Raw genomic sequence first — 24358 nt, forward strand, 5'->3', positions numbered from 1 at the left:
GCACTCACCGCTGCACCCACCCCTCACCCGCCGCTGAACCACCCCTCACCCGGCGCTGCTCCCTCGCACCACCCCGGCCTCCACCCGTCTTCTACATACCCACGGTGATCAAACATGCCTGCTCACACCCTGCCCGCCCCTTCTCAACTCGACGTGGCCGCCGACCTGTTGACCCTCCTGCGTGACACCACGACCGAACCCCGCCCCGACATCCAGCTGGAAGCCCTGACGCTGGCCGTGGCGGCCGACCTGCCGGTGCTGCTGTGGGGTGAGCCGGGGATCGGCAAGACCGCGGCCCTGACGCAGCTCGCCGAGTCGCTGGACCTCCCGCTGACCACGGTGATCGCGAGCGTGCACGAACCGTCCGACTTCGCGGGGCTGCCCGTCGTAGGGGACGATCCGGCGGAGCAGGGGATCCCGATGGCCCCGCCGGACTGGGCGGTTCGGCTGGTGCGGGCCGGGCGGGGGCTGCTGTTCCTGGACGAGCTGTCGACCGCACCGCCCGCCGTGCAGGCAGCGCTGCTGCGGCTCGTACTGGAGCGGCGGATCGGCGCCCTCCGGCTGCCGCCCGGCGTGCGCATCGTGGCCGCCGCCAACCCGCGGTCCTCGGCGGCCGACGGCTGGGAGCTGAGCCCGCCGCTGGCCAACCGGTTCGTGCACCTGCAGTGGACCCACGACCACGAGGTGGTCGTGCGCGGGCTCGCCGGCACCTGGCCGCGCGCCGCGCTGCCCCGCCTCTCCCCCGAGAAGCTGCCTGAGGCGGTGGACTTCGCCCGTCGCGCCGTGTGCGCGCTGCTCACCGCGCGTCCCAAGCTGGTGCATCAGCTGCCCACCAACGAGACCCGTCGCGGGGGTGCCTGGCCGTCGCCCCGGAGTTGGGAGATGACCCTGAGCCTGATCGCCTTCGCGACCGCGGCCGGTTCCTCCCGGGACGTGCTCGCGCTGCTGGTGCGGGGCACCGTGGGCGACGGGCCCGGGCTCGAACTCCTGGCCAGTCTCGACCGGTTGGACCTGCCCGACCCCGAGGTGCTGCTCGCCGACCCGACGGCTGTCGAACTGCCGGAGCGGGGCGATCTGCGTCAGGCGGTGCTCGACGGCGTGGTGGCCGCGGTCCGCAACCGGCCGGAGAGGTCCCGCTGGGACGCGGCGTGGGCACTCCTGGTCCATGCGCTGGAGACCGGGGCGCCGGACCTGGTCGTCGTCCCTGCGACCACACTCGCCACGCTGCGCCGCGAGGACTGGGACGTACCGGCGGCGATCGAGAAACTCGCCGGAGCGGTCTCCGTGTCCCGGCGCGCGGACCACGCGGCGGCCCGTGCCGCCCTCTCCGCGGAGGCGGGCCGATGAGCAGGGCCGAAGCCGGGACACCGGCCGCGACGCGGGTACGCGAACATCCCGGAGTACGCGAACAGCCCGATGCACCGGCCGCGACGGAAGATGCACCCCCCGCAACCCCCGCGCCCCCGGCCACACCCGCCGCCCTCGGACTCGACCTCGACAAGCTCTTCGCTGCCCGTCTGTACGCCGCCCGCGCACGGCCCTATCTCGCGACCGCGCTGTTCGCCCTGCACACCGTCGAGTCGCGGCAGGTGCCGACGATGGCCGTGGACCGGTACTGGCGGTGCTACGTCTCGCCCGCGTTCGTGGACCGTATGCCGGTGGAGGAGTTGGCGAGCGTATGGGTGCACGAGGCGTCGCATCTGCTGCGCGACCACCACGGGCGCGGTGACCGCGTCGCCCGCGAGCGCGGGCTGACCGGCCCCGGGGAACGCCTGCGGATGAACATCGCCGCGGACTGCGAGATCAACGACGACGTCTACGGCGACGGGCTGCCCCGGCCGGAGGGCGCGGTGGAGCCGGCCGTCCTGGGGCTCTCCGAGGGGGAGTTGATGGAGGACTATCTGCGGCAGTTCACGCTGGGCGCGCGGACGCTGAGCATGGCCTGGCTGGACTGCGGCAGCGGTGCCGACGGACTGGACCGGGAGTGGGAGCTCGGTCCGGACGGTGCGCACGGGCTGAGTGCGCAGGAGCAGGACGCGGTGCGGTTCCGGGTGGCGGAAGGTCTCAAGGGGCGTCCGGGCCGCGCCTCGAAGGGGTGGAAGCGGTGGGCCGAGGAGGCGTTCCATCCGCCGCAGCCGTGGCGGGAGTTGCTGGGAGCGGCGGTCCGCTCGGCGGCCTCGGCGCCGGGCGCGGGCGAGGACTACAGCTACGGCCGGCCCTCGCGGCGCGCGGCCGGGCTGCCCGGAGTCGTCCTGCCGAGTCTGCGGCGCAGACCGCCACGGGTGACGGTGATCATCGACACGTCCGGTTCGGTCAGCGATACGGAGCTGGGCAGCGCGCTGGTGGAGGTCACCGCCATCTCGCGTGCCGTGGGCGGCCGTCGCGACCTGGTCACCGTGGTGCCGTGCGACGCGGCGGCCCGGATCGCGCATCCGCTGTGCCGGGCCGAGGGGATTCCGCTGCTGGGCGGTGGCGGCACGGATCTGCGCACGGGCTTCGCCAAGGCGCTGCGCACGCATCCGCAGCCCGACGTGGTCGTGGTGCTGACCGACGGACAGACCCCGTGGCCGGCCGCACGACCGGCGTGCCGGACGGTGGTGGGGCTGTTCCCCCGCCCGTGGTCCACGGGCGCGGACGAGGACGATCCCGGCTATGTGCCGACGGCGCCGCCCGCCTGGGCACGGGTGGTGAACATCGGGTAGCGGTCCGTGGCGCGTCGAATGCCACGAAGCGGCCACGAAGCGGTCACGGAGCGCAGTTGACGGCTACGAAGTGGTAACAGACAGCAACCGTCCGGGCGTTGCTCTGGTCCAGCCCACCATGAAGATCTGTTTCCTGCTCCACAACGCCTACGGGATAGGGGGCACCATCACCACCACGTTCAACCTGGCCCAGGCGCTGGCCGAGCGGCACGAGGTGGAGATCGTCTCCGTGCTGCGCCACCGCAAGCAGCCGAACTTCGTGCTGGACCCGAGGGTGAGTCTGCGCCCCCTGGTGGATCTCAGGCAGGAGAGACAGCATGCGTTACATCTGAGGCCGGCGAGGGTGTTCCCGCGTGCCGAGTACCGCTACGGGCAGTACAGCGAGCTGACCGACCGGCGGATCCGCGAGTGCCTCGCCACGACCGACGCCGATGTGGTGATCGGCACCCGGCCCGGCCTCAATGTGCATCTCGCACTGGAGGCTCCGCCGCATGTGGCCAGGATCGGGCAGGAGCACCTCACCCTCGACAACCACTCCCCCAGGCTGCGCGGTGCGCTGCGCCGCGCCTACCGGCGGCTCGACGTGCTCACCACGGTGACCGAGGCGGACGCCCGCGTCTACCGGCGCAAGATGCGGCTGCCCGGCGTACGGGTGGAGGCCCTGCCCAACAGCGTTCCTGATCCCGTGCTGCCCGCCGCCGACAACAGCGCGAAGGTGGTCGTGGCGGCCGGCCGGCTGGTGCCGGTCAAACGCTACGACCTGCTCATCGAGGCCTTCTCCGTGGTCGCCGCCGCGCACCAGGACTGGCAGTTGCGCATCTACGGCAAGGGTGAGGAGCACGACCGGCTGCAGAAGCTTGTCGCCGAACTCGGCCTGTGGAACAACGTGTTCCTGATGGGCGCGGCGGCCCCGATGGAGGCGGAGTGGGTCAAGGGCTCGATCGGCGCCGCCGCCTCGAACTTCGAGCCGTTCGGCATGACCATCGTGGAGGCGATGCGCTGCGGTCTGCCGGTGGTGAGCACCGACTGCCCGCACGGCCCGGGCGAGATCATCGAGGACGGGGTCGACGGCCGGCTGGTGCCGGTCGGGGACCGCGACGCGCTGGGCGCCGCCCTGCTGGAGCTGGTGGGTGACGACGAGCGGCGCCGGCGTGCGGGCCGTGCGGCACGGGAGAACGCACGGCGATTCGCGCCCGGCCCGGTGGTCGCGCAGGCCGAGGACCTGCTCGCGGCGGCGGTCGCCGCGCGCCGTAGCGGACGGCGCGTCGCACGAGACCGTGCCCGCGCCCACCAGGTGGCGATCAGCCAGGGCTTCGCGGCCCGCGACGCCGCGCTGACCGCGGCGAGCACCGTGCGGCGGACGATACGGAGGACGCGCGGATGAACACCGCACCAAGCGCGAGCTGCACGGCCACCCCCGACGGCAGCATCACCTTCGACCTGCCACTGCCACCCGCGCAGGGACATCAGTTGCTGCTGCGGCTCCGCCCCGGCAAGGGGCAGCCCGAACGGACGCTCCACACCCTGGACTTGGAGCCCACCGACAACGGGAGGGTGCGCGCCGTCCTCGGCCCGGCGCCCCTGTTGGAGGAGGGCCGGTGGGACGTCTTCCTGTTGCGCGGAGGCGACGCCCCCCGGCAGCGGCTGCGCCCGGGGCTGCGTGATCTGCGGGCCCTGGTCGACGGGCATCTGCGGGACCGTGAACCGCCGTTGGCCGTGCGGATCCCCTACGTCACCACGAACGGCTGTCTGGCGATACGGGCCTGGCTGCGGCCCGCGCACGCCGAGGCGGACGGCGTCGACGTCACGGAGCGGACGACGACCGTAGGCGCCCGCCTGCACGGCACGTCGCGGCGGACGGGAGCGGTCGTACGACTGCGTCTGCGGGGCGGCGGGGGTGTGGTGCACACCGTGCAGCCGCGGGCCGGGGACGACGGCCGGGCCTTCTCCTTCACGCTCGACCATGCGGAGCTGGTCGCCGCGACCGGCGCCGCGAGCGGCGTCTGGGACGTCTTCGTTCAGCCTGCGGCGGATGCGCCGCTCGTCCGGGTCGCGCGTCTCCTCGACGACGTGGCGGACCGCAAGAACGTCTTCGTCTACCCGCGCATCGGCGTCGACGGTGCGGTACTGCGTCCGTACTACACGGTCGACAACGACCTGTCCGTGGAGGTGAAGAGGCCCGGCTGACGGGGACGGCCGACCGGGCCCGGCGGCCGCGTCGCCGCGGGGCGGATCTACCCTTGGCCCCGTGACCAGCTTCGATCAGGCGGGCAGCGCGCCCCGGCCGCAGTCGCTGATGCTGACGTTCTTCGGCATCCACGCACTCGGCCGGGGCGTCGCCGTGTCGGCGAGCAGTCTGATCGATGTGTTCGCACAGGCCGGGATCGGCGAGCAGGCCGTGCGGTCGACGCTGACCCGTATGGTCCGGCGCGGTCTGTTGGAGCGGCACCGCAGGGGCCGCAGGACGTACTTCGGCCCGACCGCCCGCGCCACTCGCGTGCTGCGGGACGGCCATGACCGGATCTGGCACACCGGAGCGGTCAACCGGGACTGGGACGGCACCTGGACCCTCGTCGGCTTCTCCCTGCCGGAGGCGTGGCGCAGCGAGCGGCACGATCTGCGGTCGCGGCTGGTGTGGCACGGCTTCGGCCCGCTGCAGAGCGGTCTGTGGGTGGCGCCCGGCACGGTGGACGTGCCCGCGGTGGTCGCGGGGCTCGGCCTCGATGCCTACCTCAAGGTCTTCCAGGAGGCCACGGCCGTCGCCCCGACCGACGCCCGGACGGTCCTGCACTCGGCGTTCGACGTCGAGTCCGTCGCCAAGGGATACGAGGCGTTCCTGGCCCGGTGGAACACGGACGCCGCCGTGGATCGCGACGGGACGGGCGCGCTCGTACGGCAGCTGCTGCTGCACACCGACTGGCTGGAACAGGTCCGTCAGGATCCGCATCTGCCGGCCGAGCACCTTCCCGAGGACTGGCCGGCCGCCCGCGCGGAAGAGCTGTTCCGTGAACTGGCCCGCCGGTACGGCGAGTCGGCCGAGCGGGAAGCCGTGCGCGTGCTGGACGTGATCACGCCGACGGCGGACTCCTGACCCTCCTTCCCACACCCGCCGGGCACTCGTCCGGTCCCCCTGCGACGGACACCCCTGCCTCTCAATATTGGGCAGGCCATTGACCGCCGTCGAAAAACTGCCCTACATTCACAGCGTTTCCCGACGCCGACATCCCCCGTAAACCCGCTCAAAAGGGGAGCCCAGCATGTCCACCGAAGCGCGCACCCAACCCGATTCAGCCACCGGTACGGCCTCCGGCGGCCTGCCCGTCGGCACGCTCGTCGCCGGCTGCTTCGCCGTCTGTCTGGCGCAGATCGCCCTGGCCATGCCGGCCACGCTGAACGGGCTCTTCCAGGAGGACCTGCATCCCGTCGGCTCCCAGCTGACCTGGATATCGGACGCGTTCCTGCTGCCCGTCTCCGTCCTGGAGCTGACCTTCGGCGTCCTCGGCGACCTCTTCGGCCGCAAGCGTCTGCTGGTCGGCGGCGGCGCACTGCTCGTGGTCGGCGAGGCGCTCGCCGCCGGCGCGACCGGGATTCATATGCTCTGGGCGGGCCAGGCCATCGCGGGTCTGGGGGCGGCGGCGCTGTTCCCGACCTCGCTCGCGATGATCGCCGCGGGCACGCATTCCGCCAAGGACCGTGCCCGCACCATCGCGATCTGGGCGGCGGCCCTGTCCAGCGGCGGCTTCGTCGCCCCCGTCCTGGGCGGGATCACCGGCAACTACGGCTCCTGGCGCTGGGCGTTCGTCGTCGTCACCGGCCTGGCGCTGATCAGCACCGTGCTCAGTCAGCTGCTGGCGCACAACTCCAGTGCCCCGCAGGGCCGTTCGCTGGACCCGGCGGGTCAGATCACCGTCGGCGTCGGCATGTTCGCCCTGCTCTACGCGGTCATCCAGGGCCCGGAGGACGGCTGGACCGCGACGCCTGTCGTGGTCGCGTATGCCGTCGCCGCCGTGTTCATCGGCCTGTTCGTGGTGGCCGAGCACCGGGCCGCCTCACCCCTGCTGCGGCTGGACCTGTTCAGGAACCGGGCGTTCGCGGTGGCGTCGTTCGTCGCGGTCGTCGGCATGTTCAGCTACCTCGGCACGGCCTACGCGACCAGCATCCGGCTCGGCCCGATCCAGCACCAGAGCCCGCTGCGCGGCTCGTTCGCCTTCATCCTGCTCAACGCCTGGACCCTGCTGCTGATGCCGCTGATCTCCCGGCTGCTGGAGAAGGTCAGCCCGCGGTGGATCCTCGGTGCGGGACTGGGGCTCATGGCCGCCGGTGACTTCGTCGCCGCCGCCCTGCCAATCCACGACCGCGCCCTGACCTCGCTCATCCTGCCCATCGGCCTGGTCGGAATCGGCTTCGCGCTCACCGTCTCCTCGATCACCGCGACGGCCGTGAACACGGTGGAGGTCCACTACGCGGGCATGGCCAGCGCCTCGACCAGCCTGCTGCGCGACTTCGGCTTCACGCTCGGCCCGGCGGTCATCGGCGCGATCGCGCTGAGTCACGCCGCCGACGAGTTCACCTCGAAGCTGGCCTCCTCCGGCCTCTCGGCACAGGTGAAAGCGGCCGCGGGCCAGGTGGCGGCGGAGGGCGGCCCCCTCGCCGCGAACTCCGTGCCCCCGTCGTCCCCGCCCGGCGGCGCGGCCCCCATCGCCCTGGAGGCACTCGGCAACGGCTATGCGATCGGCTACGTCGTCTGCGGCATCGCGGCCCTGGCCTGCTGCCTCCTGAGCGTGGTCGCGCTGCGCGGCAAGGGCGACCAGGACGCCACGACGGGCATCGAACAAGGCTCCCGCATTTGAGCAATTTGCAGAACAGGTGACCATTTCGCGGATACCCCGGGGAACGTGTAACACGGCAGCGGGTCGCGCGCGCTGACATACAGGCACAGTGACGCGTCAGATGGGAAATCAAGTGAGCAATTTCGACCCCGCGCCGGGATATCAGAGCTACGACCGGCCCCCCGAGTACCCGCACCGCAACGAACGCAGAGACCCCGGCAGCGGGACCCGCAGGGCGGCCCTGGTCATTCACACGATCGCCGACATCGCGGCCGCCTTTCTGGGCCTGTGGATCGTGCTCTACCTGCTCGAAGCCAACCGGGACAATGTTTTCGTGGAGTTCGTGCACTCCGTGGCGAACGCACTGGCCTGGTGGTCACAGGATATTTTCACCATGGACACAGAAAGCCTGCGCGTTCTCCTCAATTTCGGTCTTCCGGCGCTGATTTATCTGGCCGTCGGACATGGCATCTCGGTGCGGCTCAGCCGCGTCTGACCATATTTCCTCCAATGGCTCGCGCCACCTGATTGAGGTCCTGAGAAAGTGACACCCGAATCCAGCGGACACGAACATCTGCCGGTCTACGAAAGCCTGCTCCGTGAGCGCGGTGATGTCGTGGCGGAAGCCCGCGTGGCGGCCGAGCACCTGCAGCACCAGGCACCGCAGCCGCCCGGCGGCCACGCACAGGTCCCCGCACCGCACCATCATCCTGTCCACCGGCAGGGGCCCCACCACCCCCAGCACCCCCAGCACCCCCACCACCCCCAGCACCAGTGAGTGCGCCGCGGGGGCAGATCGCCGGCTGACGGCCGACTGCCCCTGCGGAGCGCACGCACCGGCGCCCTTGCGCCACGCTCCCGGAATCTGCGATCTTTCGGCCCCTCTCCCCGTAGGCTCAACCCTGCTGGCCTGCAAGGAAGTTGAAAGTCGACCGTGCTTCGGCGTCGGTCGGAGGGGGCGGGGAAATGACGCACCAGGGGCTGATCCGGCCGCTGCCGGAGCTGCTGAAGCAGCACGCGGAGAGGTCGCCGTCCCGCGTTGCGTACGCCGACGACGCGCGCGCCGTCACCTACGAGGAGCTGGAGCAGCGCACCGCGCGCCTGGCCGCGTATCTCGCCCGCACGGGCCTGCGCCGTGGCGAGCGGGTCGCGATCCGCCTCGGCAACGGCGTGGAGACGGTGGAGGTCCTGCTGGCCGTCCTGCGGGCGGGGGCGGTCGGGGTGCCGCTCAACCCCCGTTCCTCCGACGCCGAGTTCGCCCACTTCCTCCAGGACAGCGGCGCCTCGGTCCTCGTCACCGACCCCGCGCACCTGGCCCGACCGCACCACCTCGGCCCCGCGTCCGGCGGTCCACGCATCCTGCTCACCGGCACGGGCCCCGTGCCGCCGAACGCGCCGGACGGCACGGTCCTGCTGCGAGCCGCGGCCGACGAACCCGGCGGGCCGCCCCGGGACGATCTCGGGCTCGACGAGCCGGCCTGGATGCTCTACACCTCGGGCACCACCCACCGCCCCAAAGGCGTGGTGTCCACGCAGCGTGCCGCGCTGTGGTCGACGGCGGCCTGCTACGCCCCGCTGTTCGGGCTCTCGCCGGAGGACCGGCTGCTGTGGCCGCTGCCGCTGTTCCACAGCTTCGGGCACTCACTCGCCGTCCTGGGCGTCACCGCCGTCGGCGCGAGCGCCCGCATCATGCCCGACCTCCTCGCACCCGATGCCCTGTTGGCCGAGCTGAGCACACCTCACCGGGCCCTGGAAGGTCCCTACACCATGCTGGCCGGGGTGCCCGCGACCTACCACCAGCTGACGGCCTCGGCCGCGGCCTCGGACCAGACCGCCCCGCCCGGCCTGCGCGTCTGTGTGGTGGCGGGCGCGCCGAGCGGAGCAGCCCTCCGCGGCTCCGTGGAGGCGCTGCTGGGGGCGCCGCTGCTCGACGCGTACGGCAGCACCGAGACCTGCGGCATGATCGCCGTGAACCGCCTCGACGCACCGCGCGTGGACGGCTCCTGCGGGCCGCCGCTCCCGGGCATGCAGGTGCGGATCGTCGACCCCGGCTCGGGCGCCGACGCCGCGGACGGCGACGAGGGCGAGATCTGGGTACGCGGTCCGAGCCTGATGACCGGCTACCACAACCGGCCCGAGGAGACCGAGGCCGCGCTGCGGGACGGCTGGTACCGCACCAGAGACCTCGGCCGCCGCGTCGAGCACGGTCACCTCCGCCTCACCGGCCGGGTCAGCGAGCTGATCATCCGCGGCGGCGAGAACATCCATCCCACGGAGATCGAGCAGGCTCTGCTGCAGTGTCCCGGCGTACGGGACGCGGTAGTTGTCGGCGTCCCGCACGAGGTACTGGGCGAGGTGCCGGTCGCCTACGTCGTACCGGGTCCGGAGGGCTTCGAGCCCCGCCGCGTACTGGACGCGTGCCGGGCGCGGCTGGCCGCGTACAAACTGCCCGTGGAGATCCGGGAGATCGCGGCGGTCCCGCGCACCGCGTCCGGCAAGATCGCCCGCCATGCGGTCGTCGCAGAGCCTGTGCTCAAAGCGGACCGCCGTCCCGCGCAGATCGAAGCCTCGCTACGGCAGCGGCTGCTGTCCCTCCCGCCCGAGGGACGGGAGCGCGCGCTGCTGGAGGCGGTGCTCGCCGAGACGGCCGACGTCTGCGGTAGCGCAGCGGGCGAACCGCCGGACGCCGACAGCCCGTTCACCGATCTGGGGCTGACGTCCGTGGGCGCCGTCACCCTGACCGAACGACTCGGCGAGGCGACCGGACTGCGGCTGCCGGCGACACTGGTCTTCGATCACCCGACACCCGCGGCGCTGGCCCGGCAGGTGCACCGCACGCTCTTCGTCCCGCAGACCGCCACCGCCGCCCAACCTGCCGCGCACCCCGCCGCGGACGACGCCACGGACACCGTTACGGACGAGGTGACAGACACCGTTACGGACGATCCGGTGGTGATCGTCTCGATGGCCTGCCGGTACCCCGGCGATGTCGAATCGCCCGAGGACCTGTGGCAGTTGGTGGCACAGGGCCGGGACGCGATCTCGGACTTCCCCACCGACCGCGGCTGGGACCTGGACGCCCTGTACGACCCGGATCCAGACCGGACCGGCACCTCGTACACCCGTAGCGGCGGATTCCTGCACCGGGCCGCGGAGTTCGACGCGGGCCTGTTCGGGATCTCCCCGCGCGAGGCGCTGGCCATGGACCCGCAGCAGCGGCTGCTGCTGGAGACCTCGTGGGAGCTGTGGGAGCGCGCCGGTCTCGCCCCGGCGGCGCTGCGCGACAGCGACACGAGTGTCTTCGTGGGCGTGATGCACGGCGATTACTCCGCGCGCCCCGTCGACCCGCACGATCTGGAGGCTTACCTGGCCCTGGGCTCGACAGGCAGCGTGGCCTCGGGCCGGATCTCGTACGTCCACGGTCTGCGCGGCCCTTCTGTCACCATCGACACCGCCTGCTCCTCCTCACTGGTGGCCATGCACTGGGCAGCGAAGTCGCTGCGCTCCGGAGAGAGTTCGCTGGCCGTGGCGGGCGGGGTGACGGTGATGGCGACCCCGAACGCCTTCACGGCCTTCAGCCGGCAACGCTCGCTGGCGCCCGACGGCCGCTGCAAGTCCTTCTCGGCGTCGGCGGACGGCACCGCCTGGGCCGAGGGGGTGGGACTGGTACTGCTGGAGCGGCTGTCCGACGCCCGCCGTCACGGCCATCCCGTCCTGGCCGTGCTGCGCGGCTCCGCGGTCAACTCGGACGGCGCGTCCAACGGCCTGACGGCCCCCAACGGGGAGGCCCAACAGCGGCTGATCGCAAGCGCTTTGGCCGACGCGGGACTGCGCCCGGGCGACGTGAACGTGGTGGAGGCACACGGCACCGGCACCACCCTCGGCGACCCGATCGAGGCACAGGCCCTGCTGGCCACCTACGGACAGGGCAGGCCCGAGGACGGGCCGCCGCTGTTGCTGGGTTCGGTCAAGTCCAACCTCGGGCACACCCAGGCGGCCGCCGGTGTCGCCGGGGTCATCAAGATGGTGCAGGCCATGCGGCACGAGGAGTTGCCGCGGACGCTGCACGCGCAGACCCCCACGCCCCATGTCGACTGGTCGTCCGGCCGGGTCGAGCTGCTGACCGAGCCCCGCCCCTGGCCCGCGACCGACTCCGCGCCACGCCGGGCCGGTGTGTCGGCCTTCGGCATCGGCGGGACGAACGCGCACGTGATCCTGGAGGAGGCGCCGGCGCCTCTCCGCAAGGCGCCGCACAGCCAGGCCGAAGAACCGAAGCAACCCGCCACCGTCACCGCGGCGCTGGCGCCCTGGCTGCTGTCCGGCGCCGACGAGCAGGCGCTGCGGGCCCAAGCCCAATGCCTCGCCGATCACTTGGCCACCCACCCTGGCCTTTCGTCGGCCGACGTCGCCTTGTCCCTGGCCGTGTCGCGGTCGGCGCTCGCCCACCGAGCGATGGTTCCGGCCGGGGACCGCTCCCACATGAGGGCCGCGCTGCGGGCGTTGGCCGACGGCGCCGTCGGCCCCGGACCGTTGCGGGCCGTCGCGGACAACGGGCTGCGCATGGCCTTCCTGTTCACCGGACAGGGAGCCCAACGTGCGCGCATGGGCGCGGAGTTGCGTACGGCGTTCCCCGTCTTCGCCGCTGCCCTGGACGAGGTCTGCCGGGAGTTGGACGGCCACCTCGACCGGCCGCTGGACGCGGTGATGTCGGCCGGGCCGGGTTCGCCGGAGGCCGCCCTCCTCGACCGTACGGACTTCACCCAGGCCGGCCTGTTCGCCTTCGAGGTCGCCCTGGCCCGGCTGCTGGAGTCCTGGGGCGTGCGCCCCGACTTCCTGGCCGGGCACTCCGTGGGGGAGCTGACGGCGGCCCATGTCGCCGGGGTGCTCGATCTGCCCGACGCGGCCCGACTCGTCGCGGCGCGCGGCCGGTTGATGCAGGCCCTGCCCGCCGGCGGCGCGATGGTGGCCCTGCACGCGACCGAGGACGAGGTCCGCAGGGCTCTCGACAACGCCGGTGAGCGGGTGTCGATCGCGGCCGTCAACGGGCCGCGCTCGGTGGTGATTTCCGGCGTACGGGAGACGGTGCTCGCCGTCGCGGCCGGGTTCGAGGCCCGCGGCCGCCGTACCGTACGGCTGCGGGTCGCTCATGCCTTCCACTCACCGCTGATGGAGCCGATGCTCGACGACTTCCGGCGGGTGGCACAGGAGTTGACCTTCCGGCCGCCGCGGATCCCGGTGGTCTCGGCAGTGACGGGCCGGCCGGCCGAGGCCGCTGAGCTGTGTTCCGCGGACTACTGGGTGGGGCATGTCCGCCGGCCCGTGCGGTTCGCGGACGCCGTGCGCTGTCTCGGGGACCAGGGAGCCTCGGCCTTCCTGGAGGTCGGTCCCGGTGCCGGGCTCACGGCCGTGGCCGAGGACTGCCTCACCGACGAGGCCCTGTTCGTCGCCGCTGTTCGCGGCGGCGAGCCGGAACCGCAGGCTCTGCTCTCCGCGGTGGGCCACCTCCACGTGCGCGGGGCGCGCATCGACTGGCCCGCCGTGTTCGCGGACACCGGTGCTCGACCAGTGGACCTGCCGACGTACGCCTTCCAGCGGCAGCGGTACTGGCTGGATGCCCTGCCCACTCCACAACCCGCCGCGTCCGCGTACGGCCATCCATGGCTGGGCCCGGCGTTCGCCGTGCCGGACGTCGACCGCACCGTGTTCACCGGTCTGCTCTCCACCGCGGCCCACCCGTGGCTCGCCGACCACGTGATCGCCGGGAAAGTCGTCGTGCCGTCAACGGTGTTCGCGGAGACGGCGGTTGCGGCGGGTCGCGAGATCGGATGTGCCGCACTCGAAGAGCTGGTGGTGCTGGCCCCGCTCGCGCTCCCCTCGGCTGCGGACGTGCGCCTGCAGGTCGTCGTGGGCGCGGCGGACGAATCGGGTCGCCGCCCCGTCGACATCCACGCCCGCCCGGACACCCCGGACGCCTCATGGACCCGGCACATCACGGGCCTGCTCGGCCCGGCCCCCACCCCTCCCCCATCACGGGACACGGCATGGCCGCCACAGGACGCGACCGCGATCGACTTCACGGGCGCCTACGACGACCTCGCGGACACCGGGCTCGCCTACGGCCCGGCGTTCCGGTGCGTGCGTGCGATGTGGCGGCGGGGGGACGAACTGTTCGCGGAAGTGCGATTGCCTGACGCCGAGTTGGGGCGCAGCAACCGATTCGGCGTCCATCCGGCCCTGCTGGACGCGGCGCTTCACGCTGCCCTTCTCGGCGGTTCCGCGAACTCTTCGGGCGCGCCCGGCGCGGTACGGGTGCCCTTCACCTGGAACGGGTTCCGGCTCCACGGAACGGGACTCGCGCAGGCACGGGTACGGATCACTGTCGGCGGGACAGACAAAGTCACGGTGACCCTGGAAGACCCGACCGGCCACCCGTTGGCTGAGTTGGACTCCCTGATCACCCGTGAACTCCCTGGCCGGGATGAGGACTTGACGGGCCGCGCCCTGTTCCGTCCCGAGTGGATCGAAGTAGCGGGCGAGCACTCCGCGGACACCGCGCGCTGGGTCCTCCGGGACGACGTGGACGACGCACCGGACCTGCGCGCGTCGCTCCCCGGCCTGTCCGAGACCGACGTACCGGAGCCGGACACGGTCGTTGTCACGGCCGTTGCCGACTCGACGAACCCCGATCCGCTCGTCGGCGTGCGGCTCCTGACCGACAAGGTGCTCCGCACGCTGCAGGACTGGCAGGACGATCCGCGGACGGCGGGCTCGCGCCTGGTGGTCGTCACACGGTCAGCGACCGCACCGGATCCGGATCCGGCCGGGGCGGCGGTGTGGGGTCTGGTGCGGGCGGCGCAGGCGGAGCTTCCCGGGCGGATCGTGCTTGTCGACACCGACGGACAGCCCGGCTCGCTACGGCGGTTGCATGCGGCCGTGGGCACCGGGGAGCCCCAGATTGCCATTGTAAATGGGCAGTTGACGGTGCCTCGGCTGGTTTCGGCCGCCGCCGCAGGCCCGGGGAAGACCGAAGGCATGGCGAAGGCCGAAGTCCCGGCGAAGACCGAAGACCGGGCGGCGGCCCCCGACGCTCCAGCACTCGCCTTCCAAACTAACGGCACCGTCCTGATCACCGGTGGCACCGGCGCCCTGGGCGCGGAGTTCGCCCGTCACCTCGTGACCTCGTACGGCGTGCGCCATCTGCTGCTGATCGGGCGCCGCGGACCCGATGCGCCGGGTGCCGGGGAACTGCGGGCGGAGCTTGAGAAGTTGGGTGCCGAGGTGCAGATCGTGGCCTGCGACGCGGGTGACCGGGACGCGTTGGCCGAAGTGATCGGGGGGTGCGCCCCCGCGCTGACCGCCGTGGTGCATGCGGCCGGGGTGCTGGACGACGGCGTACTGGCCTCACTGACCCCGGACCGGATGGCCGCGGTGCTGCGTCCGAAGGTGGACGCGGCCTGGCATCTGCACGAGCTGACAAAGGAGTTGGATCTGACGGCGTTCGTCCTGTTCTCCTCCGTGTCGGGCCTGCTGGGCCGCGCCGGACAGGGCAACTACGCGGCGGCCAACGCGTTCCTGGACGCTCTGGCCCGTCATCGCGCCCGACTGGGGCTGCCCTCTCTGTCGTTGGCATGGGGCCCGTGGGAGTCCGAGGGCGGTATGGCCGGTGCGCTGCAGCCGAAGGGGGACGCGTTGCGACCGCTGTCCGCGGCGCAGGGTCTGGCCCTGTTCGACGCGGCGCTCCGTGCGGACGAACCTGTGCTGGCGCCGGTTCTGCTGGACCGGACCGCGCTCCGTTCCGGCGGTGAGCAGGTGCCGCCTCTGCTGCGCGACCTGGTACGCCCCGCCGCGTCCCGCGACCAGAGCCAAGCCACCGAGGGAAACCGACCGGGTCCTGAGCAGGCCTGGCAGCCGGGAGCCTGGCGCAAGGTGCTGGCCGAGATTCCGGCCGGCCAACGCCAGGCGAAACTGGTGGAGTTGATGAACGCGGACGTGGCCGCAGTTCTCGGCTACCCGGACGCCGACGCGCTTCCGGACGGCAGGTCCTTCATCGAGCTGGGCTTCGACTCTCTGATGGCGGTGCAGGTACGCAACCGGCTGAGTATGGCCCTGCGGCTCCGGCTGCCCGCCGCCATGGTGTTCGAGCATCCGACGGCCGCGGACCTGGCCGCCTTCGTCCTGGACCTGCTCCGGGACGACCTTCCTGCCCAGACGCCGGACGCCGTGCGGGGGCCGGACACCATCCCGACGCAGGACATCATCCAGACGCCGGACGCCGGCCAATCAGCGAGCGAAAGGCAACGGCCGCAGCCCCGGCCCCCGCAGACCCTGGCCTCCCTCTACCGGCGCGTCTGTGAGACGGGCCGGGTGGTCGACGCGATGCACATGCTGGTCACGGCGTCCTGGGCAGTGCCGGCCTTCGAGGCGGCCGACCACCAGCGGCATGCGCTGCCCCCGGTGCGTCGCGCGTCCGGTTCCGGGCGTGGCCCGGTGCTCGTCTTCTTCCCGGGCACCAACCCGCCGTTCGCCGCGCCGGGCGGGGAGTTCGCCCGCTTCCACGCTTGTTTCGATGGCGAGTTGGACGTGTTCGAGTTCCCGCATCCCGGCATCGGCGCGGGCGCGGCCGTACCGGCCGACCTGGAGGCTCTCGCCGTCACGCACGCCGAGTCGGTGCTGCGGCAGGTGGGCGGCAGACCGTTCGTGGTCGTGGGGGCCAGCACCGGGGGCGCCGTGGCGCACACCGTGACCCGGCGGTTGGAGGCGATGGGTGCCGCGCCTGCCGCGCAGGTGCTGCTGGACACGTATCTCATCGACGACGGCAACAGCGCCGAGCACTGGCTGCTGTCCCTGCCCGCGGTCATCGCACCGCACCTGGGCGGCAACGAGTTCACCGGCGACGAGGACGCCGGGGTCGCGGCGATGGGGGCGTACACCCGCATGTTCCGCGGCTGGCACCCGGAGCAGGTCGCCACTCCCACCCTGCTCGTGCGTGCCACCCGGCCGACGCCCGAGATGGGGGCGCAGGCCGCGCCGGACGAGTGGCGCACCTCCTGGCCGCTGCCGCATACGCAACTGGACGCCCCCGGCGACCACTTCTCGTTCCTTCAGGAACACGCCGGCACCACGGTGGCGGCGGTCCGCACCTGGATCGACTCCCTCCCGGTCCGGCCCAACTCTCCCGCTCGCGAAGGAGAACAGTGACAACCGAGCACTGGAGAACAGAACAGTGACAGCAGAGGACTTCGACGTGATCGTCGTCGGCGGTGGGCCGGCCGGTGCCACCGCCGCCACCGCTGTGGCCCTGCGCGGCCACCGCGTTCTCCTTCTGGAGCAACAGACCTTTCCGCGCTATCAGATCGGCGAGTCGCTGCTGCCCTCCACCGTGCACGGCGTGTGCCGCATCCTCGGCGTCGAGGACGAGGTCGCCCGCGCGGGCTTCAAGCCCAAGCGGGGTGGCACCTTCCGCTGGGGGCGCAACCGCGACCCCTGGCAGTTCTCCTTCGCGCTGTCTCCCCGGCTTGCCGATCCCAGCTCGTTCGCCTACCAGGTCGAACGGTCCAGGTTCGACGCGATCCTCCTGCACAACGCCCGTCGGGTCGGCGTGGAGGTGCGCGAGAACTGCCGGGTCACGGGCGTTCTCGCGGACGAGGAGCGGGTGCGCGGCGTCCGCTGGACCGGCCTCGGCGGCGAGGTGCGCGAGGCGCGGGCCCGCTATGTCGTGGATGCCTCCGGCAACGGCAGCAGGATCCATGGCGAGGTCGGCGGCAGCCGCACGTACTCCGACTTCTTCCGCAACATCGCGGTGTTCGGCTACTTCGCCGGAGGTGAACGGCTCCCGGCGCCGAACGAGGGCAACATCTTCTGCGCCGCCTTCGAGGAGGGGTGGATCTGGTACATCCCGCTGCGCGACGACCTGACCAGCGTGGGAGCGGTGGTGAGCCGGGAGAGCGCCGCCGCGATCCAGCGCGATCCGGCGACGGCCTGGCGCCGGTTCGTCGACGCATGCCCCGAAATCCGCGACCTCCTGCACGGCGTCGCACAGTCCACCGAGGCGCCGTACGACCAGGTACGCGTGCGCAGGGACTGGTCGTACTGGAAGTCGAAGCTGTGGCGGCCCGGCATGGTCCTGGTCGGTGACGCCGCGTGTTTCGTCGACCCGGTGCTCTCCTCCGGCGTGCACCTCGCCACCTACGGCGCCCTGCTCGCGGCCCGTTCGATCAACGGCGCCCTGGCCGGGACGCTGGACGAGCCGCGCCTGTTCGACGAGTTCGAGGCCCGCTACCGGCACGAGTACGGTCTTTTCTACGAGTTCCTGGTCTCCTTCTACGACATGCACCAGGACGAGCGATCGTACTTCTGGAAAGCGCGCAAGGTCACGAACGTGGGCGCGACGGAACTGGAGGCGTTCGTGGATCTCGTCGGCGGCCTCGCCTCCCGCGACACGGCCTTCGGGGGCCCGGAAGAGACGAGCGTCCGCTTGACGAACTCCGCCTCGCAACTCGACGAGACCGTCGCCCGCCTCCCGCACTCCGACGGCCTGCGCAATCCCCTCTACGAGTCCGCCACCTTCCGCCACACCTTCCAGGAGGGCACGATCCTCCAGGAACGCGGCCTGCTGGGCGGCCCGTTGGAAGCCGAGACCCCTCTGCGGGCCGGTGGCCTGGTGGCGTCGGAGGACGGACTCACCTGGATCGCTCCGTAAAACTGAAAGTCGTTTATTGGCCGCCGACTTGGCTCAGCGTGCGAACTTCGCCACGGCCGCCGCGGTGACCGGGGTGAAGAAGTTGACGAGATTGCCGTCGGGGTCGCGGAACAGCAGCGACCGGTTGCCCCAGGGCATCGTGGTGGGCTCCTGGACGAACTCGGTGACGAAGCCGGTCAGGTTACGGTGCACGCGGTCCACGTCGTCGACGAGGAACTCGACGATCACGCTGCGGTTGTCCGCCGGGCGGGCGGAGCCCGGGCCGAACAGCGGGACGGTGCGGACGCCGGCGATGGCGAGGGTGGCGTGCGCGGTCCTCAGTTCGGCGAAGTCCTCGGTGGCCCACGTCGCCGGCGTCTCCGTCGCCCGCTCGTAGAACTCGACGAGGCGCGCGACGTCGCTGGTGATGATGCGGATCGAGACGAAGTCCATGGAGGTCTCCTCGGCTGGTGGGATCCCTGACTGCGGGAATCGCTGACTGCGGGAATCGCTGTGTTCCGCACGTTAGGCGAGATAGGGGACAGAATCGGTCCTGTATCGGCGTTAGGCTGCGAACATGCCCCGACCCACCGGCCGCGTGCTGACACTCCTGGAACTGCTGCAGTCGGGCGGCACCCGGACCGTGGCCGAACTCGCCGACCGGCTCGGCGTCGAAGGGCGTACCGTCCGCCGCTACGTCGGCCATCTGCTCGACCTCGACGTACCCGTGGAATCGGTGCGCGGCCGCTACGGCGGTTACCGGCTCGCGCCCGGGTACCGGCTCCCTCCGCTCATGCTCAGCGACGACGAGGCGCTGGCCGTGCTGCTGGGCCTGATCGCCGGCCGCCGTACGGGACTGACGACGGAGCTCACGGCGGGCGAGACGGCATCGGCCAAGATCCGGCGCGTGCTGCCGAAGCACATGGCCGGGCGGCTCGACACGCTCCTGGATGCTCTCGCCTTCACGGATCGGCCCGGCGCCCTCGACACTCCGGACGCCGGCGTCCTGCTCACCCTCGCCGATGCGGTCCGTCACCGCAGACCGGTCTCGATCCGCTACACCGACCGTGCGGGCCAGGGCAGTGAACGGACGTTGCACGCGTACGGGATCGTCGCCCACGCGGGCCGGTGGTACGTCACCGGCCAGGACGCCCGGATCGGCGAGGACCGTACGTTCCGACTGGATCGCATCGCGGACGCGAGGGCCCTGCCCGGTTCCTTCGAGGTGCCGGAAGGTCCCGATCCGGCGCAACGCGTGTTGTCGGGCTTCGCCACGGCCGAGTACCGGCATGAGGTGACACTGCGGATCCAGGGGACGGCCGAGCAGATCCGCGCCCATCTCCCGGTCGGAGTCGCGAAGTTGACGGAGCACGAGCCCGCGACGCCGGCGGGCCGGGACCGGGCGGGCGAGCGCTGGCTGCGCGTCGAGCTACGGGTGGAGCGGCTCGACTGGCTGCCCGCGGTACTCGCCGCCCTCGACCGGCCGTTCGTCATCGAGCGCCCCGATGAACTGCGCGATCTCGTCGTCGCACTCGCCGACCGCCTCGCGTCCCGCGCCCGCAAGCCCTGACGGCGAGGAGCCAGGAATTCGGGCCACGAGACGGCCCGGTGAGGTCGGCGGCAGGCGAAGCTCACTCCCAGACGACGACGTTGCGCCGCACCGGCACCGTGGAGTCACCGCTCGCGAACAGCTCCGGTGAATGCGCCCGGATCCGCTCGATGTCGCTGAAGACGGCCCGCAGATGAGCACGCATGGCGGTGCGGGCCGAAGCAAGATTCCCGTCGACGATCGCATCGAAGATCGCGTGATGCTGGTCGGCAAGGGCGGCCGGGGACACCTTTTCGTGCAGGCCCAGGCGCCGGGCGCGGTCCAGGTGGCCCTTGGCGGCGGCGACGGTGGTCCAGACGTTGCCGTGGCCGCTCAGTTTCATCAGGCCCTGGTGGAAGGCCTCGTCGAGGGCGAAGAACTCCTCCAGGCCGAGGTCCGTGCGTCGCTGGCGTGTCAGGTTGTCGCGCAGTTCCCCGACCACCGCGGGGTCGAGTTGCTCGGGCAGGTAGTCCAGCGAGGCCAGCTCGACCGCCTCCCGGAGGAACTGTGCGTCGGCGACCTGGGCCGGGTCGACGCGGGACACGAACGACCCGATCTTCGGGAAGACCTGCACCAGGCCCTCTTGGGCCAGCATGATCAGGCTCTCCCGCACCGGGGTGCGGCTGACACCCAGTTCCGCGGCGAGTTCGTTCTCCGACAGGGCGGCGCCCGGGGCGAGTTCGAGGGTCAGCACCATCTGACGCAGCCGCAGATAGATGTCGCGCCGGCTGGTCCGCCGACCCGCCTGCCGCCCGTTCGATTCGCCCATGTCCACATCTTACGTAGCACCACCACCGGTCGTAGCAGCGGAAACGGGTGTTGCCGTGCTGCCCGACAGCTGCTTGTATACAAGTACTGTACGACAGGGATGGGAGTCGCACGTGAGCACAATCGAGCGGGCCGAGGTGCTCGTCTCCTCGCCGGGGCGCACCTTCGTGACGCTGCGCATCACGACGACCGACGGGGTCACCGGCCTCGGCGACGCCACGCTCAACGGCCGCGAGCTGGCCGTGGCGAGCTATCTGCGCGACCACGTGGTGCCGCTGCTGATCGGCAGGGATCCGGCCCGCATCGAGGACATGTGGCAGTTCATCTACAAGGGCGCCTACTGGCGGCGCGGTCCCGTCACCATGACCGCGATCTCCGCCGTCGACACCGCCCTGTGGGACATCAAGGGCAAGGTGGCCGGCCTCCCGGTCTACCAGCTCCTCGGCGGCCGCTCCCGCGACGGCGTGCTGGTCTACTCGCATGCCAGCGGCACCGACGTGCCCTCCCTGCTCGACGACGTCGAGCGTTATCTGGAGCTCGGCTACAAGGCCGTGCGCGCGCAGGCCGCCGTGCCCGACGTCGGGGGCACCTACGGCGTGCGCGAGGGCAAGGTCTACGAGCCCGCCGCGACCGAGCTGCCGGACGAGCAGCCCTGGGACACCGAGGCCTATCTGAGCTTCGCGCCCGGTTATCTGGAGGCCGTCCGCGAACGGTTCGGCTTCGGCTTCCACCTGCTGCACGACGTGCACCACCGGCTGACCCCCATCGAGGCGGCCCGCTTCGGCAAGAGTGTCGAGAGCTGCCGGCTGTTCTGGATGGAGGACCCGACCCCTGCCGAGAACCAGGAGTCCTTCCGCCTCATCCGCGAGCACACCACCACGCCGATCGCGGTCGGCGAGGTGATGAACTCGATCTGGGACGTCAAGGACCTCATCACCGAGCAACTCATCGACTACGTCCGCACCACCGTCGTGCACGCGGGCGGCATCACCCATCTGCGGCGGATCTTCGACCTCGCCGCGCTCCACCAGGTGCGCACCGGCTCGCACGGGGCGACCGACCTCTCCCCCGTCAGCATGGCCGCCGCCGTCCATCTCGACCTCGCCGTACCCAACTTCGGCATCCAGGAGCACATGGGCCACCCCGACGAGACGGCCGAGGTCTTCCGCACCGGCGTCACCTTCGCCGACGGCATGCTCAACCCCTCCGACGAGCCGGGCCTCGGCGTCGACTACGACGACAAGGCCGCCGCACACTTCCCGTACCAACGGCGCTACCTCCCGGTCGCCCGCCGCCTGGACGGCTCGGTACACGACTGGTGAACGCGAGCCCCCGGCCCTGCGGGCACACGGCACGAGCACCCCGGTGCTTGAACTCGCTTTCGCGGCAGGGGCGTTGCCTTACGGCCGCGCGTCAAGCCGCCCGGCCCCACCGCACATGCAGAGTGGTCGGCTTGCGGAAGACCAACCCCTCCGGGGCCGACGGACGCTCCGGGTCGAGACGCAGGCCCGGAAGGCGCTGCAGCAGGTGGCGGAGGGCGGTTCGGGTTTCCAGGCGGGCCAGGTGGGCGGCGATGCAGTGGTGGGGGCCATGTGCGAAGGCCAGTTGGAGGCGTGCGTTCGGGCGGCGTACGTCGAACCGGTCGGGGTCGGGGAAGACGGCCGGGTCGCGGTTGGCGCCCGCGAGGGAGACGGTGACCGGGTCGCCCTCGCGGATCGTGGCGGGGCCCAGTTGGATGTCGCGGGTGGCGTAGCGGTCGACGACCAGGGCGCCGGGTTCGAGCCGCAGCGACTCCTCGATCGCACCGTCCAGGAGGTCGAAGTCGGCCCGGAGGAGGGCGAGTTGGTCCGGGTTGCGAAGCAGCAGGAGCAGCGCGTTGGTGATCATCGCCTCGGTCGTCTCGATGCCCCCGAACATCATGACCGCGGCGTTGGAGGCCACTTCGGGCGGCTCCAGCCGGTCCGCCGCCGCGACGAGCAGCGAGGCGCTGTGCCGGTCGGCGACCGTGCTCTCGACGGCGGCCCGCAACTGCGCGTACGCCGCGGGGCCCTCGGTGCCCGCGCCCCGTCCGGCCGTGATCTCCGAGACCGACCGGACGATGGCGTCGTACCAGGCGAGGACGGTCTCGGCGGTGGTGCCGGCCAGCCCGAGCGCCTCGGTGACCACGGCGACCGCGAGCGGCCCGGCGAAGGCGCGGCGTAGTTCGGCGGCGCCCGCCGGTTCCAGCGCGTCGACGAGCCGCCCGGTCTCCCGCTCGATGAACGCGGCGAACCCGTCGTGCACTTGGCGTGGCCGGAAGGGGGCGTTGAAGGGTTCGCGGTGCCGGGTGTGCTGTTCGCCGTCCAGGGACAGCATGCTCGGCCCGACGACCTGCGCGGTGGAGAAGCGGGGGTCGTCGACGGTGAAGGTGCGGGCGTCCCGCATCACGTCGAGCGCCAGGTCGCGCCGGGTCACCAGCCAGCCGCCCAACTCGGGCAACCAGGACACGGGCTCGTGCTCGCGCAGCAGGGCGAGCCGTGGGTGGGGGTCCGCGGTGAGTTCGGCAAGGGTGGTCGCGGCACCGATCGGGAAGGCCGCGGCGACGCTCATCGTGGGCCCTGCTCGGGCGCGGAGAAACTCATCACAGGGCAGACTACTGCCGGGTCATGACACGCCGCCGGATGGCCCATCCTCCCGGTAAGTGGCCGATCCGGTCATAGCGTTCGGAATATGACCAAATACCGCATCGCCTACCTGATGTGTACCGCAGTGGTCGTCGGGACGGGACTTGGTGCCGCTCCGCCGGCCGCTCACCACGACGTTCATGTGGTCTGGCCGGGCCAGTCGATCCAGAAGGCGGTGGACGCCGCCGAGAGCGGGGACACCGTCCTGCTGGCCCCCGGCACCTTCCACGAGAGCGTCAAGGTGACCACGCCCGGCCTGACCCTGCGGGGCATGGGGCGCAGCACGGTGCTCGAACCCGGCACGAAGAAGGCCGCCGAGAGCTGCTCCGAGGGCGGCAACGGCATCTGTGTCGTGGGGACGAAGGACCGTGACCTCCAGGGCGTCACCATCGCCTCCCTGACCGTGACCGGCTTCGCCAGGAGCGGCGTGTTCGGCATGGCGACCGACGGTCTGACCGTGCGGAACGTGACCGCGGTGAAGAACGGCGTGTGGGGCATCGCCCAGGAGCGTTCGGTGCGCAGCGTGATCCGGGACAACACCGCCCAGGACAACGGCGACGCGGGCGTGTTCCTCGCCAACACCATCAAGGAGGAGGCGGGCGCCTCCGACACCCACGGAACGGTCGTCGACAGCAACCGCCTCGAGGGCAACCGCATCGGCGTCACCGTCCGGCGGCTGCGCGATCTCACCGTCATGCGCAACCACGTCACCGGCAACTGCGCGGGCGTGTTCGTCGTCGGTGACGAGAACAAGCCCAAGGCCGGCGACCTCGCGGTGCGCGACAACTTCGTGGCGCAGAACAACAAGTCGTGCCCGAAGACGGACCGGCTGGACGCGCTGCAGGGTTCCGGCATCGTCGTGACCGGCGCCGAGGACACCGCCGTGACGGGCAACGTGGTCAAGGACAACGCCGGCAAGTCCCCGATGTCGGGCGGCATCGTGCTGTTCAAGAGCTTCGTGGGCGTCACCAGCGACCGCAATCGCATCACCGGCAACGTGCTCAAGGGCAACGCGCCGGCCGACCTCGTCAACACGGACCTGGGCAAGAACAACACCTTCCAGGGCAACTCCTGCCGCGCGTCCAAGCCCGCGGGGCTGTGCTGACCAGGACACGAGAGAAGAAGGGAAG

General features: G+C 71.7%; 16 protein-coding genes. 13 read left to right on the forward strand and 3 right to left on the reverse strand.

The features are described from left to right. Positions 1–114 precede the first annotated feature (114 nt). The 10 genes from JYK17_RS00260 to JYK17_RS00305 all read left to right on the forward strand — a co-directional run bounded on the left by JYK17_RS00260 (position 115) and on the right by JYK17_RS00305 (position 18230). A complete protein-coding gene (locus JYK17_RS00260; protein ID WP_128803858.1) occupies positions 115–1347 on the forward strand; it encodes an AAA family ATPase in 1233 nt (410 codons plus the stop codon). After that, positions 1344–2702: a vWA domain-containing protein gene (locus JYK17_RS00265; RefSeq protein WP_222809511.1), complete on the forward strand. Its 1359-nt coding sequence runs from the start codon at positions 1344–1346 to the stop codon at positions 2700–2702. The genes JYK17_RS00260 and JYK17_RS00265 overlap by 4 nt, the downstream gene beginning before the upstream one ends. A 118-nt stretch (positions 2703–2820) precedes the next feature. Further along, entirely contained in the window at positions 2821–4086 is a 1266-nt protein-coding gene (locus JYK17_RS00270; protein WP_222809512.1) for a glycosyltransferase family 4 protein, read from the forward strand. Beyond that, positions 4083–4889 (forward strand): hypothetical protein, encoded by an 807-nt coding sequence (locus JYK17_RS00275; protein ID WP_222809513.1) that lies wholly within the window; start codon positions 4083–4085, stop codon positions 4887–4889. The genes JYK17_RS00270 and JYK17_RS00275 overlap by 4 nt, the downstream gene beginning before the upstream one ends. 61 nt (positions 4890–4950) lie before the next feature. Then, positions 4951–5793: a PaaX family transcriptional regulator gene (locus JYK17_RS00280; RefSeq protein ID WP_308011618.1), complete on the forward strand. Its 843-nt coding sequence runs from the start codon at positions 4951–4953 to the stop codon at positions 5791–5793. Between the two features lie 166 nt (positions 5794–5959). After that, the gene (locus tag JYK17_RS00285) at positions 5960–7552 is read left to right on the forward strand and encodes an MFS transporter (RefSeq protein WP_108009499.1); all 1593 of its coding nucleotides are present in this window, start codon (positions 5960–5962) and stop codon (positions 7550–7552) included. Positions 7553–7652: 100 nt separating this feature from the next. Next, on the forward strand, positions 7653–8027 hold the full coding sequence (locus JYK17_RS00290; protein WP_108009501.1) for a hypothetical protein: 375 nt from the start codon (positions 7653–7655) through the stop codon (positions 8025–8027). Positions 8028–8075: 48 nt separating this feature from the next. Continuing rightward, positions 8076–8309 (forward strand): hypothetical protein, encoded by a 234-nt coding sequence (locus JYK17_RS00295; protein WP_222809514.1) that lies wholly within the window; start codon positions 8076–8078, stop codon positions 8307–8309. Positions 8310–8497: 188 nt separating this feature from the next. Then, the gene (locus JYK17_RS00300) at positions 8498–16729 is read left to right on the forward strand and encodes a type I polyketide synthase (protein ID WP_222809515.1); all 8232 of its coding nucleotides are present in this window, start codon (positions 8498–8500) and stop codon (positions 16727–16729) included. Between the two features lie 25 nt (positions 16730–16754). Beyond that, positions 16755–18230: a tryptophan 7-halogenase gene (locus JYK17_RS00305; protein ID WP_234547423.1), complete on the forward strand. Its 1476-nt coding sequence runs from the start codon at positions 16755–16757 to the stop codon at positions 18228–18230. A gap of 33 nt (positions 18231–18263) precedes the next feature. Here the strand turns inward: JYK17_RS00305 and JYK17_RS00310 are convergent, their stop codons facing one another. After that, the gene (locus JYK17_RS00310; protein ID WP_222809516.1) at positions 18264–18662 is read right to left on the reverse strand and encodes a VOC family protein; all 399 of its coding nucleotides are present in this window, start codon (positions 18660–18662) and stop codon (positions 18264–18266) included. A 124-nt stretch (positions 18663–18786) separates the two neighbouring features. Here JYK17_RS00310 and JYK17_RS00315 point away from each other — a divergent pair, with 124 nt between their 5' ends. Continuing rightward, complete coding sequence (locus JYK17_RS00315) at positions 18787–19779, forward strand: helix-turn-helix transcriptional regulator (RefSeq protein WP_222809517.1); 993 nt, start codon at positions 18787–18789, stop codon at positions 19777–19779. Between the two features lie 61 nt (positions 19780–19840). On the opposite strand, the gene JYK17_RS00320 is transcribed toward JYK17_RS00315, so the two are convergent. After that, a complete protein-coding gene (locus tag JYK17_RS00320; protein ID WP_222809518.1) occupies positions 19841–20566 on the reverse strand; it encodes a GntR family transcriptional regulator in 726 nt (241 codons plus the stop codon). Between the two features lie 112 nt (positions 20567–20678). Here JYK17_RS00320 and manD point away from each other — a divergent pair, with 112 nt between their 5' ends. Then, on the forward strand, positions 20679–21887 hold the full coding sequence (manD, locus tag JYK17_RS00325) for a D-mannonate dehydratase ManD (RefSeq protein WP_234547425.1): 1209 nt from the start codon (positions 20679–20681) through the stop codon (positions 21885–21887). A 91-nt stretch (positions 21888–21978) separates the two neighbouring features. On the opposite strand, the gene JYK17_RS00330 is transcribed toward manD, so the two are convergent. Then, on the reverse strand, positions 21979–23154 hold the full coding sequence (locus JYK17_RS00330; protein ID WP_222809520.1) for a cytochrome P450: 1176 nt from the start codon (positions 23152–23154) through the stop codon (positions 21979–21981). Between the two features lie 120 nt (positions 23155–23274). Here JYK17_RS00330 and JYK17_RS00335 point away from each other — a divergent pair, with 120 nt between their 5' ends. Then, complete coding sequence (locus tag JYK17_RS00335; protein ID WP_108009517.1) at positions 23275–24333, forward strand: right-handed parallel beta-helix repeat-containing protein; 1059 nt, start codon at positions 23275–23277, stop codon at positions 24331–24333. Positions 24334–24358 lie beyond the last annotated feature (25 nt).

It is taken from the genome of Streptomyces plumbidurans (genome assembly GCF_019857225.1).
Taxonomy (GTDB): Bacteria; Actinomycetota; Actinomycetes; order Streptomycetales; family Streptomycetaceae; genus Streptomyces; species Streptomyces plumbidurans.

What these genes read in the sequence shown, in the direction of transcription:
- JYK17_RS00260 (WP_128803858.1), top strand. Translation starts at nt 115, where the DNA reads ATGCCTGCTCACACCCTGCCCGCCCCTTCTCAACTCGACGTGGCCGCC.
- JYK17_RS00265 (WP_222809511.1), top strand. Translation starts at nt 1,344, where the DNA reads ATGAGCAGGGCCGAAGCCGGGACACCGGCCGCGACGCGGGTACGCGAA.
- JYK17_RS00270 (WP_222809512.1), top strand. Translation starts at nt 2,821, where the DNA reads ATGAAGATCTGTTTCCTGCTCCACAACGCCTACGGGATAGGGGGCACC.
- JYK17_RS00275 (WP_222809513.1), top strand. Translation starts at nt 4,083, where the DNA reads ATGAACACCGCACCAAGCGCGAGCTGCACGGCCACCCCCGACGGCAGC.
- JYK17_RS00285 (WP_108009499.1), top strand. Translation starts at nt 5,960, where the DNA reads ATGTCCACCGAAGCGCGCACCCAACCCGATTCAGCCACCGGTACGGCC.
- JYK17_RS00290 (WP_108009501.1), top strand. Translation starts at nt 7,653, where the DNA reads ATGGGAAATCAAGTGAGCAATTTCGACCCCGCGCCGGGATATCAGAGC.
- JYK17_RS00300 (WP_222809515.1), top strand. Translation starts at nt 8,498, where the DNA reads ATGACGCACCAGGGGCTGATCCGGCCGCTGCCGGAGCTGCTGAAGCAG.
- JYK17_RS00310 (WP_222809516.1), bottom strand. Translation starts at nt 18,662, where the DNA reads ATGGACTTCGTCTCGATCCGCATCATCACCAGCGACGTCGCGCGCCTC.
- JYK17_RS00315 (WP_222809517.1), top strand. Translation starts at nt 18,787, where the DNA reads ATGCCCCGACCCACCGGCCGCGTGCTGACACTCCTGGAACTGCTGCAG.
- JYK17_RS00320 (WP_222809518.1), bottom strand. Translation starts at nt 20,566, where the DNA reads ATGGGCGAATCGAACGGGCGGCAGGCGGGTCGGCGGACCAGCCGGCGC.
- JYK17_RS00330 (WP_222809520.1), bottom strand. Translation starts at nt 23,154, where the DNA reads ATGAGCGTCGCCGCGGCCTTCCCGATCGGTGCCGCGACCACCCTTGCC.
- JYK17_RS00335 (WP_108009517.1), top strand. Translation starts at nt 23,275, where the DNA reads ATGACCAAATACCGCATCGCCTACCTGATGTGTACCGCAGTGGTCGTC.